The sequence below is a fragment of the Mycobacterium sp. genome (assembly GCF_032159765.1).
Lineage (GTDB): Bacteria > Actinomycetota > Actinomycetes > Mycobacteriales > Mycobacteriaceae > Mycobacterium.
Genome location: NZ_JAVHWM010000215.1, coordinates 1 through 13,219 on the forward strand (window position 1 = coordinate 1; position 13,219 = coordinate 13,219).

General features: G+C 64.2%; 17 protein-coding genes and 1 tRNA gene. 8 read left to right on the forward strand and 10 right to left on the reverse strand.

Annotated elements, in window-relative coordinates:
* Positions 1-208: MspA family porin (locus tag QOH60_RS27385; protein ID WP_526425028.1), on the forward strand; the 208-nt coding region annotated here is incomplete at its 5' end.
* Between the two features lie 57 nt (positions 209-265).
* Here QOH60_RS27385 and mscL read toward each other — a convergent pair.
* The 4 genes from mscL to QOH60_RS27405 all read right to left on the reverse strand — a co-directional run bounded on the left by mscL (position 266) and on the right by QOH60_RS27405 (position 2,504).
* Entirely contained in the window at positions 266-718 is a 453-nt protein-coding gene (mscL, locus tag QOH60_RS27390; protein ID WP_526425029.1) for a large-conductance mechanosensitive channel protein MscL, read from the reverse strand.
* A 55-nt stretch (positions 719-773) separates the two neighbouring features.
* Positions 774-1,436 carry an SAF domain-containing protein gene (locus QOH60_RS27395; protein ID WP_526425030.1) on the reverse strand — a complete coding sequence of 221 codons (663 nt, stop codon included), beginning with the start codon at positions 1,434-1,436 and terminating at the stop codon, positions 774-776.
* A 63-nt stretch (positions 1,437-1,499) separates the two neighbouring features.
* Complete coding sequence (locus QOH60_RS27400) at positions 1,500-1,853, reverse strand: FmdB family zinc ribbon protein (protein ID WP_526425031.1); 354 nt, start codon at positions 1,851-1,853, stop codon at positions 1,500-1,502.
* Positions 1,854-1,892: 39 nt separating this feature from the next.
* A complete protein-coding gene (locus QOH60_RS27405) occupies positions 1,893-2,504 on the reverse strand; it encodes a 5-formyltetrahydrofolate cyclo-ligase (protein ID WP_526425032.1) in 612 nt (203 codons plus the stop codon).
* Between the two features lie 74 nt (positions 2,505-2,578).
* On the opposite strand from QOH60_RS27405, the gene QOH60_RS27410 reads away from it, so the two are divergent.
* The 6 genes from QOH60_RS27410 to QOH60_RS27435 all read left to right on the forward strand — a co-directional run bounded on the left by QOH60_RS27410 (position 2,579) and on the right by QOH60_RS27435 (position 7,603).
* Entirely contained in the window at positions 2,579-3,514 is a 936-nt protein-coding gene (locus tag QOH60_RS27410) for a UTP--glucose-1-phosphate uridylyltransferase (protein ID WP_526425033.1), read from the forward strand.
* Between the two features lie 40 nt (positions 3,515-3,554).
* Positions 3,555-4,817: a molybdotransferase-like divisome protein Glp gene (gene glp, locus QOH60_RS27415; RefSeq protein WP_526425034.1), complete on the forward strand. Its 1,263-nt coding sequence runs from the start codon at positions 3,555-3,557 to the stop codon at positions 4,815-4,817.
* Between the two features lie 66 nt (positions 4,818-4,883).
* Positions 4,884-5,489, forward strand: a complete 606-nt coding sequence (locus QOH60_RS27420) for a GNAT family N-acetyltransferase (RefSeq protein ID WP_526425044.1) — start codon at positions 4,884-4,886, stop codon at positions 5,487-5,489.
* A gap of 247 nt (positions 5,490-5,736) precedes the next feature.
* Positions 5,737-6,681: a divisome protein SepX/GlpR gene (gene sepX / locus QOH60_RS27425; RefSeq protein WP_526425035.1), complete on the forward strand. Its 945-nt coding sequence runs from the start codon at positions 5,737-5,739 to the stop codon at positions 6,679-6,681.
* A 49-nt stretch (positions 6,682-6,730) separates the two neighbouring features.
* Positions 6,731-6,803: transfer RNA gene (locus QOH60_RS27430), tRNA-Ala, on the forward strand.
* A 170-nt stretch (positions 6,804-6,973) separates the two neighbouring features.
* On the forward strand, positions 6,974-7,603 hold the full coding sequence (locus QOH60_RS27435) for a TetR/AcrR family transcriptional regulator (protein ID WP_526425036.1): 630 nt from the start codon (positions 6,974-6,976) through the stop codon (positions 7,601-7,603).
* Here the strand turns inward: QOH60_RS27435 and QOH60_RS27440 are convergent.
* The 6 genes from QOH60_RS27440 to QOH60_RS27465 all read right to left on the reverse strand — a co-directional run bounded on the left by QOH60_RS27440 (position 7,600) and on the right by QOH60_RS27465 (position 12,854).
* On the reverse strand, positions 7,600-8,247 hold the full coding sequence (locus QOH60_RS27440) for an FMN-dependent NADH-azoreductase (RefSeq protein WP_526425037.1): 648 nt from the start codon (positions 8,245-8,247) through the stop codon (positions 7,600-7,602). The two genes, QOH60_RS27435 and QOH60_RS27440, sit on opposite strands and share 4 nt — an antisense overlap.
* A gap of 60 nt (positions 8,248-8,307) precedes the next feature.
* Positions 8,308-8,640, reverse strand: coding sequence for a DUF732 domain-containing protein (locus QOH60_RS27445; protein ID WP_526425038.1), 333 nt, complete (start codon positions 8,638-8,640; stop codon positions 8,308-8,310).
* 9 nt (positions 8,641-8,649) lie between these two features.
* Entirely contained in the window at positions 8,650-9,117 is a 468-nt protein-coding gene (locus tag QOH60_RS27450; protein WP_526425039.1) for a DUF5078 domain-containing protein, read from the reverse strand.
* A complete protein-coding gene (locus QOH60_RS27455) occupies positions 9,114-11,996 on the reverse strand; it encodes an MMPL/RND family transporter (RefSeq protein WP_526425040.1) in 2,883 nt (960 codons plus the stop codon). The genes QOH60_RS27450 and QOH60_RS27455 overlap by 4 nt, the downstream gene beginning before the upstream one ends.
* A complete protein-coding gene (locus QOH60_RS27460; protein WP_526425041.1) occupies positions 11,993-12,424 on the reverse strand; it encodes an MmpS family transport accessory protein in 432 nt (143 codons plus the stop codon). The genes QOH60_RS27455 and QOH60_RS27460 overlap by 4 nt, the downstream gene beginning before the upstream one ends.
* Before the next feature lie 178 nt (positions 12,425-12,602).
* Positions 12,603-12,854 carry a DoxX family protein gene (locus QOH60_RS27465; protein ID WP_526425042.1) on the reverse strand — a complete coding sequence of 84 codons (252 nt, stop codon included), beginning with the start codon at positions 12,852-12,854 and terminating at the stop codon, positions 12,603-12,605.
* 84 nt (positions 12,855-12,938) lie between these two features.
* Here QOH60_RS27465 and QOH60_RS27470 point away from each other — a divergent pair.
* The coding region (locus QOH60_RS27470; protein WP_526425043.1) for a nitroreductase family protein at positions 12,939-13,219 on the forward strand (281 nt) is incomplete at its 3' end.

The window sequence follows — 13,219 nt, forward strand, 5'->3', positions numbered from 1 at the left end:
CGCGGATCTGGGTAACGGCCCGGGCATCCAGGAAGTGGCGACGTTCTCGGTGGACGTCACCGGTGCTGACGGTGGTGTGGCGGTCAACAATGCGCACGGCACGGTGACCGGTGCGGCCGGTGGTGTGTTGTTGCGGCCGTTCGCGCGGTTGATCTCCAAGGACGGTGACAGCGTCACCACCTACGGCGAACCGTGGAACATGAACTGAGCTTTCTCAACGAAGGAATCAGCCCCGGCCAAGGCCGGGGCTGATTTCGTTGGGCGACTACGACTTATCGGCGCTCGTCGTCTCCGCGGTATCCGGACTCGGGCCGGTTCCCGGCCCGGTCGTGTACCGGCCCCGCTGGTCGCCCGCGAGCAGGTCACGGATCTCGACCAGGAGCGAGAGCTCTGTGTCCTGGGCCTGCTCGACCTCCCCGCGCCTGCGGTAGGTGTTGTACGGAAGGACCACCAGGAAGTACACCACCGCCGCGACGATGACGAAGTTGATCGCCGCCGTCAGCACGGCATTGAGATCGATGTAGTTGTCACCAAGGAGATGGATCCGCAGAATGCCGGACTTCATGTTCGGGCCCGCGCCGATACTGCTGATTAACGGCTGAATGACGCTGTCCGTGAATGCTTTAACGAGTGCCGTGAATGCGGTGCCGATGACGACGGCGATCGACAGGTCGACGATGTTCCCCCGCGCCAGAAACTCCTTGAAGCCCTTCAACATATTCGTGCTCCTCATCCTCGTGAGCGATCGATCTGCACGTTAGTCCCATTACGGCTCAATGGAACGTAAGCGTCACCGTCTCGACGAGCGCGACGCCGGCAACCTGATGCGCGGTGGCAGCCGGCAATGCCACCAGCACCACCCGGTCGTTGTTCGGCCCACGCTGCGCGGGCTTTTCCGAGACGAGCACCACGACCGCGTCGATGGCAACGACGTGCGGCGCCGCTTCACCGCCCGCCGCGGACGGCGGACCTGACGCGAGAACGTCGACGACATCGCCCGCCCGCACCACATCCAGCAGCGCCGAGTCACTGAGGTGCAGCGGCACGATCCGGGCTGTCGGCCCGGCCGTCGACTCCGCAAGGCGTGGGCCGAGCACCCGAACGTCCGTCAACACCTCGCCGCGTCTGGCCGGACCCGCCAACGTGGCACCGACGACATCACCGACACCCGGTTGCGCGCCATCGGGAACGGTTGTGGCAAGGCGCTTTTCAAGGCGAACATCGTCGGCCGTCAGCGATACGCCGGGACGCAGATCGCGAGCCGCGACTACCACATCGGTACGGACGCCGTCGGGATCAGAGCGAAAGGCGGCCACCGCCGCCAAGATAACGAGGGCGGCTGCGGCCACTCGTCGGGCCGCCGCAGTGCGTGACCAGTCGGGCCGAAGCGCTTGCGAAAGACGATTCAGCGCAGTCGGATTGAGTGATTCCCCCATCCCGACACGCTAAGCGGACGAGGGCGCCTTCAGGTTAGGGAACGAATCCCCTGTGGATAACCGTCAGCTCGCGACGGTGGCAGGGGCCGAGGACTTCGTGTCTCCCGAGGACTTCGTGTCCCCGGACGACTTCGACTCGCCGGACGACTTCGACTCGCCGGGGGACTTGGCAGACGATGAGTCACTCGAGGACTCGGAGCTGGACGTCGTCTTCTCGCTCGCGGACTTGCCGTTGGAGCCGGCCCGGCTGTCGGTGCGGTAGAACCCGCTGCCTTTGAAGACGACGCCGACGGAGCCGAAGAGCTTGCGCAGCCGACCCGAGCACGTCGGGCACTCGGTCAGGGCGTCGTCGGTGAACGCCTGCACCGCGTCGAACCGGTTATCGCACTCGGTGCATGCGTACGAATAGGTCGGCACGGGTAAAACCTCCGTTAGCTCAGCTTGCTAGCACTCTACCTATTCAAGTGCCAACGGGCCAGCTACATTCCCGAAAGCGACCAGGCCGTATCCCGGAGTCAGCGCGTGCGTCATCGCGATGTCGTGTGGCTCGGCAGGCAGCTCGTCGACCAGCTCGTCGTCGCGAACGACGGCGATCAGCCGAGCGGCCGGCTCACGGAAACTCAGCGAGCGATCGTAGAAGCCGGCGCCGCGGCCCAACCGGACGCCATGGCGGTCCACGGCCAGCGCGGGCACCAACACCGTGCGCACCGAGGCCAGGGCCGTGGGCGGCTGCCACGGAGGCGGCGGCTCGAGCAACCCGTAGGGAGCCTGGATCAGGCGTTCACCGCGGTAGGTGCCCCACTGCAACGGCTGCGGGACACCGTCGTCAGAAGGCCGGGCGATCGGCAGCAATACTTTGCCGCAGATCGCGACGAGGGCGTCGGCGAGGTCGGGAAAGCCGGGCTCGTGCGGCAGTGGCGCATACGCGCAGACCGGTTCATCGGGGTTCAGGACGGCCTGGAGGTGGCCGATCAACGCGGCGGTTTCGGCGTGCCGCGCATCTTTGCTGACGAGTTGCCGCGCGACGAGTGTCCTCGCACGTATATCGTCCTTTAGCGTGTGCGTCACCAGTTAACGATGACAGGAAGCCGGATCCGCGTGCCACAGCAACTGCCCAGCGCCTTGGCGATAGAGTGTCCTTGATGACGCGCCCTGAAATTCCGATTCCGCGGACCGCGATCGTGCCGGCCGCGGGTCTCGGCACCAGGTTCTTGCCCGCAACCAAGACCGTGCCGAAGGAATTGCTGCCCGTCGTCGACACACCCGGCATCGAGCTCGTCGCCGCCGAAGCGGCCGAGGCGGGGGCCGAACGGCTCGTGATCGTGACGTCCGCCGGCAAAGACGGCGTCGTCGCTCACTTCGTTGAGGACCTGGTGCTCGAAGGCACGCTCGAGGCCCGTGGCAAGACCTCCATGTTGGAAAAGGTGAGGCGGGCCCCGGCGCTGATCAAGGTCGAGTCGGTGGTTCAGGACGAGCCACGAGGCCTGGGTCACGCCATCAGCTGTGTCGAGCCGGTGCTGTCTGACGACGAGGACGCGGTCGCAGTGCTGTTGCCCGACGACCTGGTGCTGCCGACCGGTGTGCTGGAGACCATGTCGAAGGTGCGTGCCAAGCGCGGCGGCAGCGTGCTGTGCGCAATCGAGGTTCCGCCGTCCGAGATCAGCGCCTACGGCGTTTTCGATGTCGAGATCGTCCCCGACGCGGTGAACCCAAATGTGCTGCGGGTCAAGGGCATGGTCGAAAAGCCGAAGGCCAAGGATGCGCCGTCGCCGTACGCCGCCGCCGGCCGATACGTGCTGGACCGGGCGATCTTCGATGCGCTCAGGCGGGTCCCGCGAGGCGCCGGCGGCGAGATTCAGTTGACCGATGCGGTCGCACTGCTCATCGACGAGGGTCATCCCGTGCATGTCGTGGTGCATCGCGGCTCACGACACGACCTCGGAAATCCCGGCGGGTACCTCAAAGCTGCGGTTGACTTTGCGTTGGACCGCGATGACTATGGGCCCGACTTGCGGCGCTGGCTGATGTCGCGATTGGGCATGGACGCCGAAGTTGCGGCGCCAGCCATGTCCGATTAGCAACTGCGTGCCGGGCCGACACTAGGCAGAAAGGCGTGCTGTGCGTTCGGTGGAGGAACAGCAAGCGCGCGTGATGGCGGCCGCTGTCGCGCCCCGACCGGTTCGCGTAGCGATTGCCGAAGCACAAGGATTGATGTGCGCCGAAGAGGTGGTGACTGAACGGCCGCTGCCCGGGTTCGACCAGGCGGCGATCGACGGTTACGCCGTGCGCTCCGTCGACGTCGCTGGGGTCGGCGAAGGTGTTGAGAACGGCGACGGCGATGTCGACGGGGTCGAGGTGCGGCTGCCGGTGGTCGGCGACATCGAGGCCGGCACGCGCACACCGAGCCGGTTGCAGCCGCGGCAGGCCGCGCGTGTGCAAACCGGGGCGCCGATGCCTACGCTCGCCGATGCCGTCCTCCCGCTGAAGTGGACCGACGGCGGCGAGTCCAAGATTCGGGTGTTGCGCAGCGTGAGTTCGGGGTCATATGTGCGACATACCGGCGACGACGTGCAATCGGGCGACGTGGCCGTGCGCGCAGGCGCGATCATCGGCGCGGCGCAGGTGGGTCTTCTCGCGGCCGTCGGCCGTGAACGTGTGCTGGTACATCCGCGCCCACGGCTGTCGGTGATGAGCGTCGGCAGCGAGCTCGTCGACATCTCGCGTGACCCGGGCACCGGTCAGGTGTACGACGTGAATTCCTACGCGTTGGCCGCGGCCGGTCGCGATGCCGGCGCAGAGGTCACCCGGGTCGGAATTGTCAGCAGCGATCCCAAGGAACTGCGCGAGGTCGTCGAGGGACAGCTGAACCGCGCCGAGGTGGTGATCATTGCCGGGGCTGTCGGAGGAACGGCGGCGGAGACCGTGCGTTCGGCGCTGTCGTCATTGGGCGAGATGGACATCAGCCGGGTCGCGATGCATCCCGGCTCGGTGCAGGGCTTCGGCCAGCTCGGCGCCGAAGGCGTGCCGACGTTTCTGCTGCCGACCAATCCGGTGAGCGCGCTGGTGGTGTTCGAGGTGATGGTGCGCCCGCTGATCAGGCTGTCGCTGGGTAAACGCCAGCCGATGCGCCGGATCGTCGAAGCCCGTACGCTGTCGCCGATTTCGTCGGTTGCCGGGCGCACGGGGTATCTGCGCGGGCAGCTGATGCGTGACCAGGAAACCGATGAGTATCTGGTGCAGGTTCTCGGAGCGCCGGGTCCGTCGTCACACCTGCTTGCGACGCTCGCGGAGGCCAATTGCCTCGTGGTGGTGCCCAGCGACGCCGAACAGATTCGCACCGGCGAGATAGTCAGCGTCGCGTTCTTGGCGCAACGCGGCTGATCACGAAAACTGTTGGCAGTGAGCATTTTCCGGAACTATTCTGCTCACCCCGGTTGGCCGGCGACGATGGGGCCGATCAGGGTGGCCGGCGGCATGGTCCGGCTGCGGCCGGTGCGGATGCGCGATGCGCCCGACTGGAGCCGGATCAGGCTCGCCGACCAGAACTTCTTGGAGCCGTGGGAACCCACCGCTGACACGGAATGGACACGGCGACAATCGATGTCGGCCTGGCCCTCGGTGTGCTCGGGCTTACGGGCAGAGGCTCGCAAGGGGCGGATGCTGCCGTTCGTTATCGAAGTCGACGGCCAGTTCAGTGGCCAGCTGACGATCGGCAACGTCACCCATGGCGCGCTGCGAACGGCATGGATCGGCTATTGGGTGTCCAGCGCGGTGACCGGTCGCGGTGTCGCGACGGGAGCGCTCGCGCTCGGCCTGGACCACTGCTTCTCGGCGGTGCGGCTGCATCGGGTGGAGGCCACGGTGCGCCCGGAGAATGCCGCGAGCCGACGGGTCCTGGCCAAGGTCGGTTTCCGTGAGGAGGGCCTGCTGCAGAGGTACCTCGACGTCGACGGCGGGTGGCGCGACCACCTGCTGGTGGCGATCACCATCGAGGAGCTGCAAGGTTCGGTGTCGTCGCGCCTGGTGCGCGAAGGCCAAGCCCACTGGACCTGACGCTTCTGCTTCTGCGGCCCCGTCACCGCGAAATGGAATTCCATGTAGTGAATCGGCCGGATTGGCGACGCTGGCTTCCATCTCGCGGCCCGATCCCGGGCTCGCTGGTGTTGCTAATGTGATTTGTGTTGCGTTTGATGCTTGCCGAACACGAATTACAGGTGTGTAATTAAGGGTGGTCGCGCGGCGAGCCTTCCTCTTTTGCGCTGATCACGTACCTAGCCTGACGGTGAAAGGAGCAGGCGACATGCCCAGCGTCCCGCAATCACTCCTGTGGATCTCCCTCGTGGTGCTCTGGCTGTTCGTCCTTGTTCCGATGCTGATCAGCAAGCGCGAAGCTGTGCGGCGCACCAGCGACGTCGCTCTGGCCACCCGAGTCCTCAACAGCGGGTCAAGCTCGCGCAAACGGAAGAGCGGTCCCGCGGCCGGGCACAACAGCGACCCCAGCTGGCGGCGGAGCCAGGATGACGACGCGTTCGAGGACGAGAAGGCCGTGGTGGTCAAGGCGGCTGTGATCGAGCCGGAGATCCTTGACGTCGAGGTGATCGAAGAGGACTCCGGGGCTCTGCCCGTCGGCGCCAGTGCGGCAGAGGCCGAGGAGTCTCCGGAAGAGGAGACCGAACCGCAGCCGGTCGCGTCCGAGGGTGAACCGGAAGAAACCGAGGAGGACGACGGCACTTCCGCCGAGTACGAAACCGTCGAGGACACTTCGGGTTTGGAGTCCGAGGAGGACGAAGGGGCCGAATCGGACCCGCCCCCTGTCGTGCCACGTCGACGGCTGCAGGAGGCCAAGCGGGCGGCCGAGGTCAGCGCTCGCAAGTACCGCTTCCGCAAGCGGCTGCTGTCGGTGATGGCGCTCGTGCTCGTCGCAACGACGACCGCGGCGCTGACCGTGTGGCCCGACGGGTGGTGGGCGTGCGGCGGCGCGGGCGTGATCACGATTCTGTACCTCGGATACCTGCGGCGGCAGACGCGGATCGAGGAGCGGGTGCGACGGCGCCGGATGCAGCGGATGGCGCGGGCGAGGGTCGGCGTGCAGAACACCGCCGACCGCGCGTACGACGTGCCGTCAAGGCTGCGCAGGCCTGGGGCCGCCGTGTTGGAGATCGACGACGAGGATCCGGTTTTCGAGCACCTCGACTACGCGCCGGGCCCGATGGAGTACCACCTCCCGCGGGCCGCGGGCCAGTAGCTTTGCGATTACAGCCGAAAGGCGTCGGCTGGTAGCCTGCTAGCTGCCAGGGGCTATGGCGCAGTTGGTAGCGCGACTCGTTCGCATCGAGTAGGTCAGGGGTTCGAATCCCCTTAGCTCCACAATAAAATGCCTGTTCAGAGACACTAATCGCCAAGATTCCCGGGCCTACGTAACGCCAACGGTCAGCGTGACTGCGATGGTTAACTCTTGACGCAGCGCACGCTAGCGCGGAAATCAACAAATGGCAACGTACTGATGCCACTCGTTCAATTTGTGTAGCGTCGTGGCTATGGACAGTTCGACGCGGCGAACGAGAGGCGTCCAGCGCGGTCCCCGAAGCCACCAGGTGGTCGAGAAGGTGCGCGCTGCCACCATGGCCGAACTGGCACGAGTGGGGTTCCCGGGACTGACCATCGAGGGAGTCGCCAAAGCCGCCAGCGTCAACCGCACCACCATCTATCGGCGATGGCCGTCCAAGGGCGCACTGCTGTTGGCCGTCATCGAGCCGCTGCTTGAGCGCTTCGACCAGGATCCCGATACCGGTTCACTGGGCGGCGATCTGCTGGCCCTGATGGTCATGATGGGGGAGACCGCCGCCTTGCCCGAGGGGCAGGCGGTCCACCGTGCGGTCGGGTCCACGTCGGACGAACTCAAGGGGCTCGTCGAAGCCGCGAATGACCGTGGGCTCGGCGCATTTCATCGCGCGTTCGATCGCGCACGCGCTCGAGGCGAGGTGGGACCAACCGACGACACCGAAGTGATCGCGCACCTAGCGTTCTTCGGCGTCGTGCTCTGGGGGGAGACCCGAGAGCGCACGGCCACCGAAGAGGAGTGCCGCCGGATACTGCGAGTCGTGCTCGCACCGCTGGCCGGCAGTGCCTCGGAGCTACCTGCGCGCTCCGACAACACACCGCACTAGGCGGCGTCTTCGTCGGCCGTCCAGAGCTGGTCGATGGCGGCTAGGGCCTTGTTGAGGCTTTCGGCGGCAAGCGGTTTGAGATGTGCCATCTTTGGGTTGGCATCTGCCGTCGTGAGTTCCGCGGTGATGAATCGCGGCTGCAGCCCCGCCACCGATAAGGCGTGTGATAGCCAGGTTTGAGCATGATCCCAGCCTTCGCGCGGCGTGCCCGGACCGTAACCGCCGCCGCGGCTGGCCAGCACGATGAAGTGGGTGTCGCCGAGCAGTCCGGTATGGGTCTCGGCGTCGATGGACAGGCCCGTGGCGATGATGTGGTCGACCCAGGCCTTGACCGTGCTGGGCGGACCGAAGTTGTACAGCGGGAGGCCGAGCAGGACCGTGTCGGCCCGTTTGATCTCGTCGATCAATTCGGCGCTGAGCGCGAGCGACGCATCTTGTGCCGCGGTGCGCTGCTCGGCGGCCACCATTCGCGCCAGTCCAGTCGCGGAATCCAAGTGCGGTATGGGGTTGGTGCCGAGATCGCGGTAGGTCACCGTTGCGGCGGGATGGGCGGCGCGCCACCGATCGGCGGCCCGGGCAGTCAGTCGACGACTCACCGAGTCGTCACCTCGGACCGAGGAATCGATGTGAAGCAGGTGGGACATTTCTAATCCTTCATAGATTGTTTGTTGACTGCAACTACCTCGCTTAGAAAGGCTATGGAATCACCTCCCCTGTGCCGCAACGTTTTCCAGGACGGGTGTCTGGTCGGGGCAGTAGTAGCTGATAGCGGTGGCGAAGAACTGCCACGTCTGCACCTGGGTGGTGCCTCTTGGCAAGTTGGCCGCGAGAAAATGGGTAGATGCGAGGGCGTTGGCGTCGACGCCCTTGTGCAGTCGATCGCAGACGATCTTGGCCAGCCACGCGTTGTAGTCGCGCGGGCCGTAGATGCCGTAGGTGTGGAGCTGATTCGCGAAATCGGTATCGTCGTCGGCGTGCGCGGGCGCGGGCAGGGCGATTGCCACAGCGACGATTGCAGCGAGCCGCATTCCTTTCATAACGGCGATTCACCCGTCCCATACGGATGCGCCGTCTGGCGGGTAGTCGGCGCAGTGGTCCGTTTCCTTCGCGGCGACGCCTTTGTTGTTGAAGAAGATCTTCGCCCAGTTGGGCCACGCGGCCGTCATGGGATCGGCGAAATTCGTCACCATTTGTTCGGAATAGGCCCGGCGATCCTGCGGACTCAACGAGTAGAAATAGTGCGTACTGTCTATGGCGGCCTGCTGAACCTCGGGCGCCTTATTGTGCTTGTCGATCATGTACCGCTGGTAGTAGATCGGAGCGAAATCCCTTGCCGCGGCCAGGATCTGCTCGGCGGTGCACGTCGTGATGATCATCCGGTGCGGGATGGGATAATCATCCGTCGCATCGGCCGCGGCCGAACCCACGAAGGCTACCCCGGAGATGCCGAGGGCGATGATTGCAACGCCGCCGCGCAGAACCGTCCTCAGACGATGCCGGCGCAAACCGTTCATAGCGAAGCTCCTTCTGTGGTTGGGTACCTGGGCAGGGGCGCCGTAACCGGGTCACCCGACGGAAGTTTGTGCCTGGCCGGATGCGAACGGACCCGTTGCGGCCACCAGAACCAGCGGCCGAGCAGCGCCGCGATCGACGGCGTCATGAACGACCGCACTACCAGCGTGTCGAAGAGCAGGCCCAGCCCGATGGTGGTGCCCACCTGACCGACCACGCGCAGATCGCTGACCACCATCGACATCATGGTGAAGGCGAACACAAGGCCAGCAGACGTCACCACCGCGCCGGTGCCGGCCATCGAGCGGATGATGCCCGTCTTCAATCCGGCGTGGATTTCCTCCTTGAACCGGGACACCAGCAGCAGGTTGTAGTCCGATCCCACCGCCAACAGGATGATCACCGACATCCCCAGAATCATCCAGTGCAATTCGACGCCGATAATGTACTGCCAGATCAGCACCGATAGCCCAAAGGACGCCCCCAGCGAAAGAAGCACCGTCCCGACAATGACCAACGCGGCAATCACGCTTCGGGTCAGAATCAGCATGATGATGAAAATCAAACACAGCGAAGCGATTCCGGCGATCAGCAGGTCGTAGTTCGAGCCCTCTTTCATGTCCTTATAGGTTGCCGCGGTGCCGCCCAGAAAAATCTTGGAGCCCTCCAACGGGGTCCCCTTGATCGCTTCAAACGCCGCGTTCTTGATCGCGTTGATGTGAGAGATGCCTTCGGCCGAGGCCGGGTCTCCTTCGTGGGAGATGATGAACCGAACAGCCTTGCCACCGGGTGAGACGAACATTTTCAGGCCGCGCTTGAAATCGGGGTTGTCGAACACCTCCGGCGGCAGATAGAACGAATCGTCGTTTTTGGAAGCGTCGAAAGCCTGACCCATCGCGGTCGCGTTCTTCTGCGCGGCCGCCATCTGATCCTGCAGGCCGCCCATGGTGCTGTGCATCGTCAGCATGGTCGTTCGCATGGTCTGCATGGTGGCGATAATCGGCGGCAGCAGCGCGAGCATTTGGGGCATGAGCGCATCCATGTGGTCCATGTCCGGCATCAGGTTCTGGATGTCGTCACTCATCGTGTCGACGCCGTCGAGAGCGTCGAACACCGATCGCAGCGCCCAGCAGATGGGGATGTCGAAGCAGTGCGGTTCCCAGTAAAAGTAATTGCGCAGCGGCCGAAAGAAATCGTCGAAATCAGAAATGTGGTCTCGCAGTTCACTGATATCGACGACCATGCCGTGCATCCTGCCGACCATGTCATGCAAGGTGGCGCTCATATCCCGCATGATGCTTACCATCTGCCCCATGCTGTCGATCATGCTTTGCATTTGGTCGGCCATGCCCAGCATGTCCTTCATGCTTGCTTGCATGTAGTCCTGGTTCAGTGTCTGGGTGGTGTTCTGCATGCTGATCTGGAACGGGATCGACGTGTGCTCTATCGGCGTACCCAGCGGCCGGGTAATGGTCTGCACCCGGGCGATTCCGGGGATGTGGAAAACACTTTTGGCGATTCTGTCGACGACGAGCATGTCGGCCGGATTGCGCACATCGTGGTCGGTTTCGACGAGAAGCACTTCGGGATTCATCCGGGCCTGCGAGAAATGACGGTCGGCCGCCGCGTATCCCTCATTGGCCGGGATATCGGCGGGCAGGTAATTGCGATCGTTGTAGCCGGGCTTGTAGCCCGGCAGCGCGAGCAGTCCGACCAGGGCCAGTGCCATCGCCGCGGCGAGAATGGGGCCCGGCCAGCGCACGACCGCCGTCCCCACCCGGCGCCATCCCCGGGTCTTCAGCTTCCGCTTGGGCTCGAGCAGACCGAAACGGCTGCCCACGGCGATCACGGCGGGCGCCATGGTCAGTGCGGCCACGACCGCAACAAGCATTCCGATCGCCAACGGGACACCCAGCGTCTGGAAATACGGCAACCGGGTGAAGCTGAGGCAATACGTCGCACCGGCAATGGTCAGACCCGACCCGAGGATGACGTGGGCGGTGCCGTGATACATGGTGTAGAAGGCGGTTTCGCGATCCTCACCGGCCTGACGCGCCTCGTGGTAGCGGCCGACGAGAAATATCGCGTAGTCCGTTCCGGCGGCGATGGCCAGGGTCGTGAGCAGATTGACCGCGAAAGTCGAAAGTCCGATCACGTCGTGATATCCGAGAAACGCGACGATTCCCCGGGCTGCCGCCAACTCGATGAACACCATCATCAGGACGAGGATGACCGTGACGATGGAGCGGTAGACGAGCAGCAACATCACAAAGATCACGCCGATGGTGATCATCGTGATCAGCCGGATACTCGTATCACCCGCGTGCTGCTGATCGGCTGTGAGCGGGGCGGCCCCGGTGACATAGGTCTTGAGCCCCGGCGGCGGCGCAGTATTGGCCACGATGTTGCGGACCGCTTGGACGGACTCGTTCGCCAGGCTTTCGCCCTGGTTTCCCGCGAGATACAGCTGAACGTAGGCGGCTTTGTTGTCGGCGCTTTGTGATCCCGCCGCCGTCAGCGGGTCCCCCCAGAAGTCCTGGATGTGCTCCACATGCTTCTTATCCGCTGAGAGCTTTTGAATCAGACCGTCGTAGTAGTGGTGGGCAGCTTCGCCGAGTGGCTGATCGCCTTCCAGGACGATCATCGCCGAGCTGTTGGAGTCGAACTCCTGGAAATCTTGACCGACCCGCTTCGTCGCCTGCACCGACGGCGCATCGTTGGGGGCCAATGACACCGCGTGTGATTGACCGACCACTTCCAGCTGGGGCACGACGACGTTCACGATGACGGTGACGGCCAACCAGCCGAGCAGGATCGGCACCGAGAACAAGCGAATCATCCGAGGGATGATCGGGTGCGCGCCGACATGTGTGTTGGTCATGCGGACTTCACCAGGCAGAAGGTCTCCGCGTTCACGCCATCGGAGGACTTCTCATCCTTGACTTTCCCGTCCACGATGATGCGGCAGCCGATGGTGTCACCGTCGCCTTGGGCAACGATATTGGCGTTGGACGCGGTGGCGGTGGTCGTCAACGTGATCGACCACGGCAGGGCGGTGTCCTTCACTTCCTGCGGCTGTGCATTGAGGTCGAGGTAGTTGATGGTCGCCACGGCGCCCTCTGGCCCGAAGATCTCATAAGTCACACGTTTGGGGTTGAACGGCTGGGCGTCGTTCGCGAGGCCGGCGCCCGTTCTGGTGACTTCGTTGTTCGAGCCGAACACTCCACGCACCCGGTAGACGGTCAACCCCGCGATGGCGACCACCACCACAATCAACAGCGGTATCCACCCTCGCTTGAGAACCTTCATCTTGGAATCCCCGTCGCCCGTTGGTCTTTCAGATAGCCGGTGATCTCCGCGTGGCGAACGCCGACGCCGCACCAGCCCAATCCGTCACCTGCCCTGTCAACTTCCTGTGTCCCTTCGCTGGCCGACTCTCAACGTGAAGCTAGCGCAGAAATGTCCAAATGGCAACATAATGTTGCCATTAGTGCAATTGTGGCGCTGGTGCAGCCGAAGACGCTGAGGCGCATGGTGTATCCGTTCGCTGGTTCAAAGGAGTGCGGGCCGAAGCGGCCCAGGCCACGAGGACCGCCAATGCGAGCAACACGACGGTGGCAGCGATGGCGCCGGGCTCCTCGCGGCGTGCGTGCAGCCAAGCGGCCAGGACCATGACCAACGCGATGCCGCACGCCGCGAGCGAGGTAAGCCATACGGCGATGCCACCCTCGGTGCGCAAAGGACTAATGGCAACAGCATGTTGCCATTAGTGGTAGTGTGGAGGCTTATGGATAGTTCGATGCGCCAAACCAGGAGCGTGCAAATGACGCTTGACCTAACGCCGGATCAGCTGTTGTCGACCACGCGCACGGTGCGCAAACGCCTCGATTTGTCGCGTCCTGTCGAGCGGGAACTGTTGGAGGAGTGCTTCGACCTCGCCTTCCAAGCGCCGACCGGTGGCAACCAGCAGGGCTGGCACTTTGTCGTCGTCACCGACGCCGACCAAAAGGAGGCTCTTGCCGAGCTGTACCGGAAATCTAAACACGAGACCGAGCCGCCATCGGCCCCTCCCGGACAGCAGGCTGTGATGAACTCCGCCGCCTA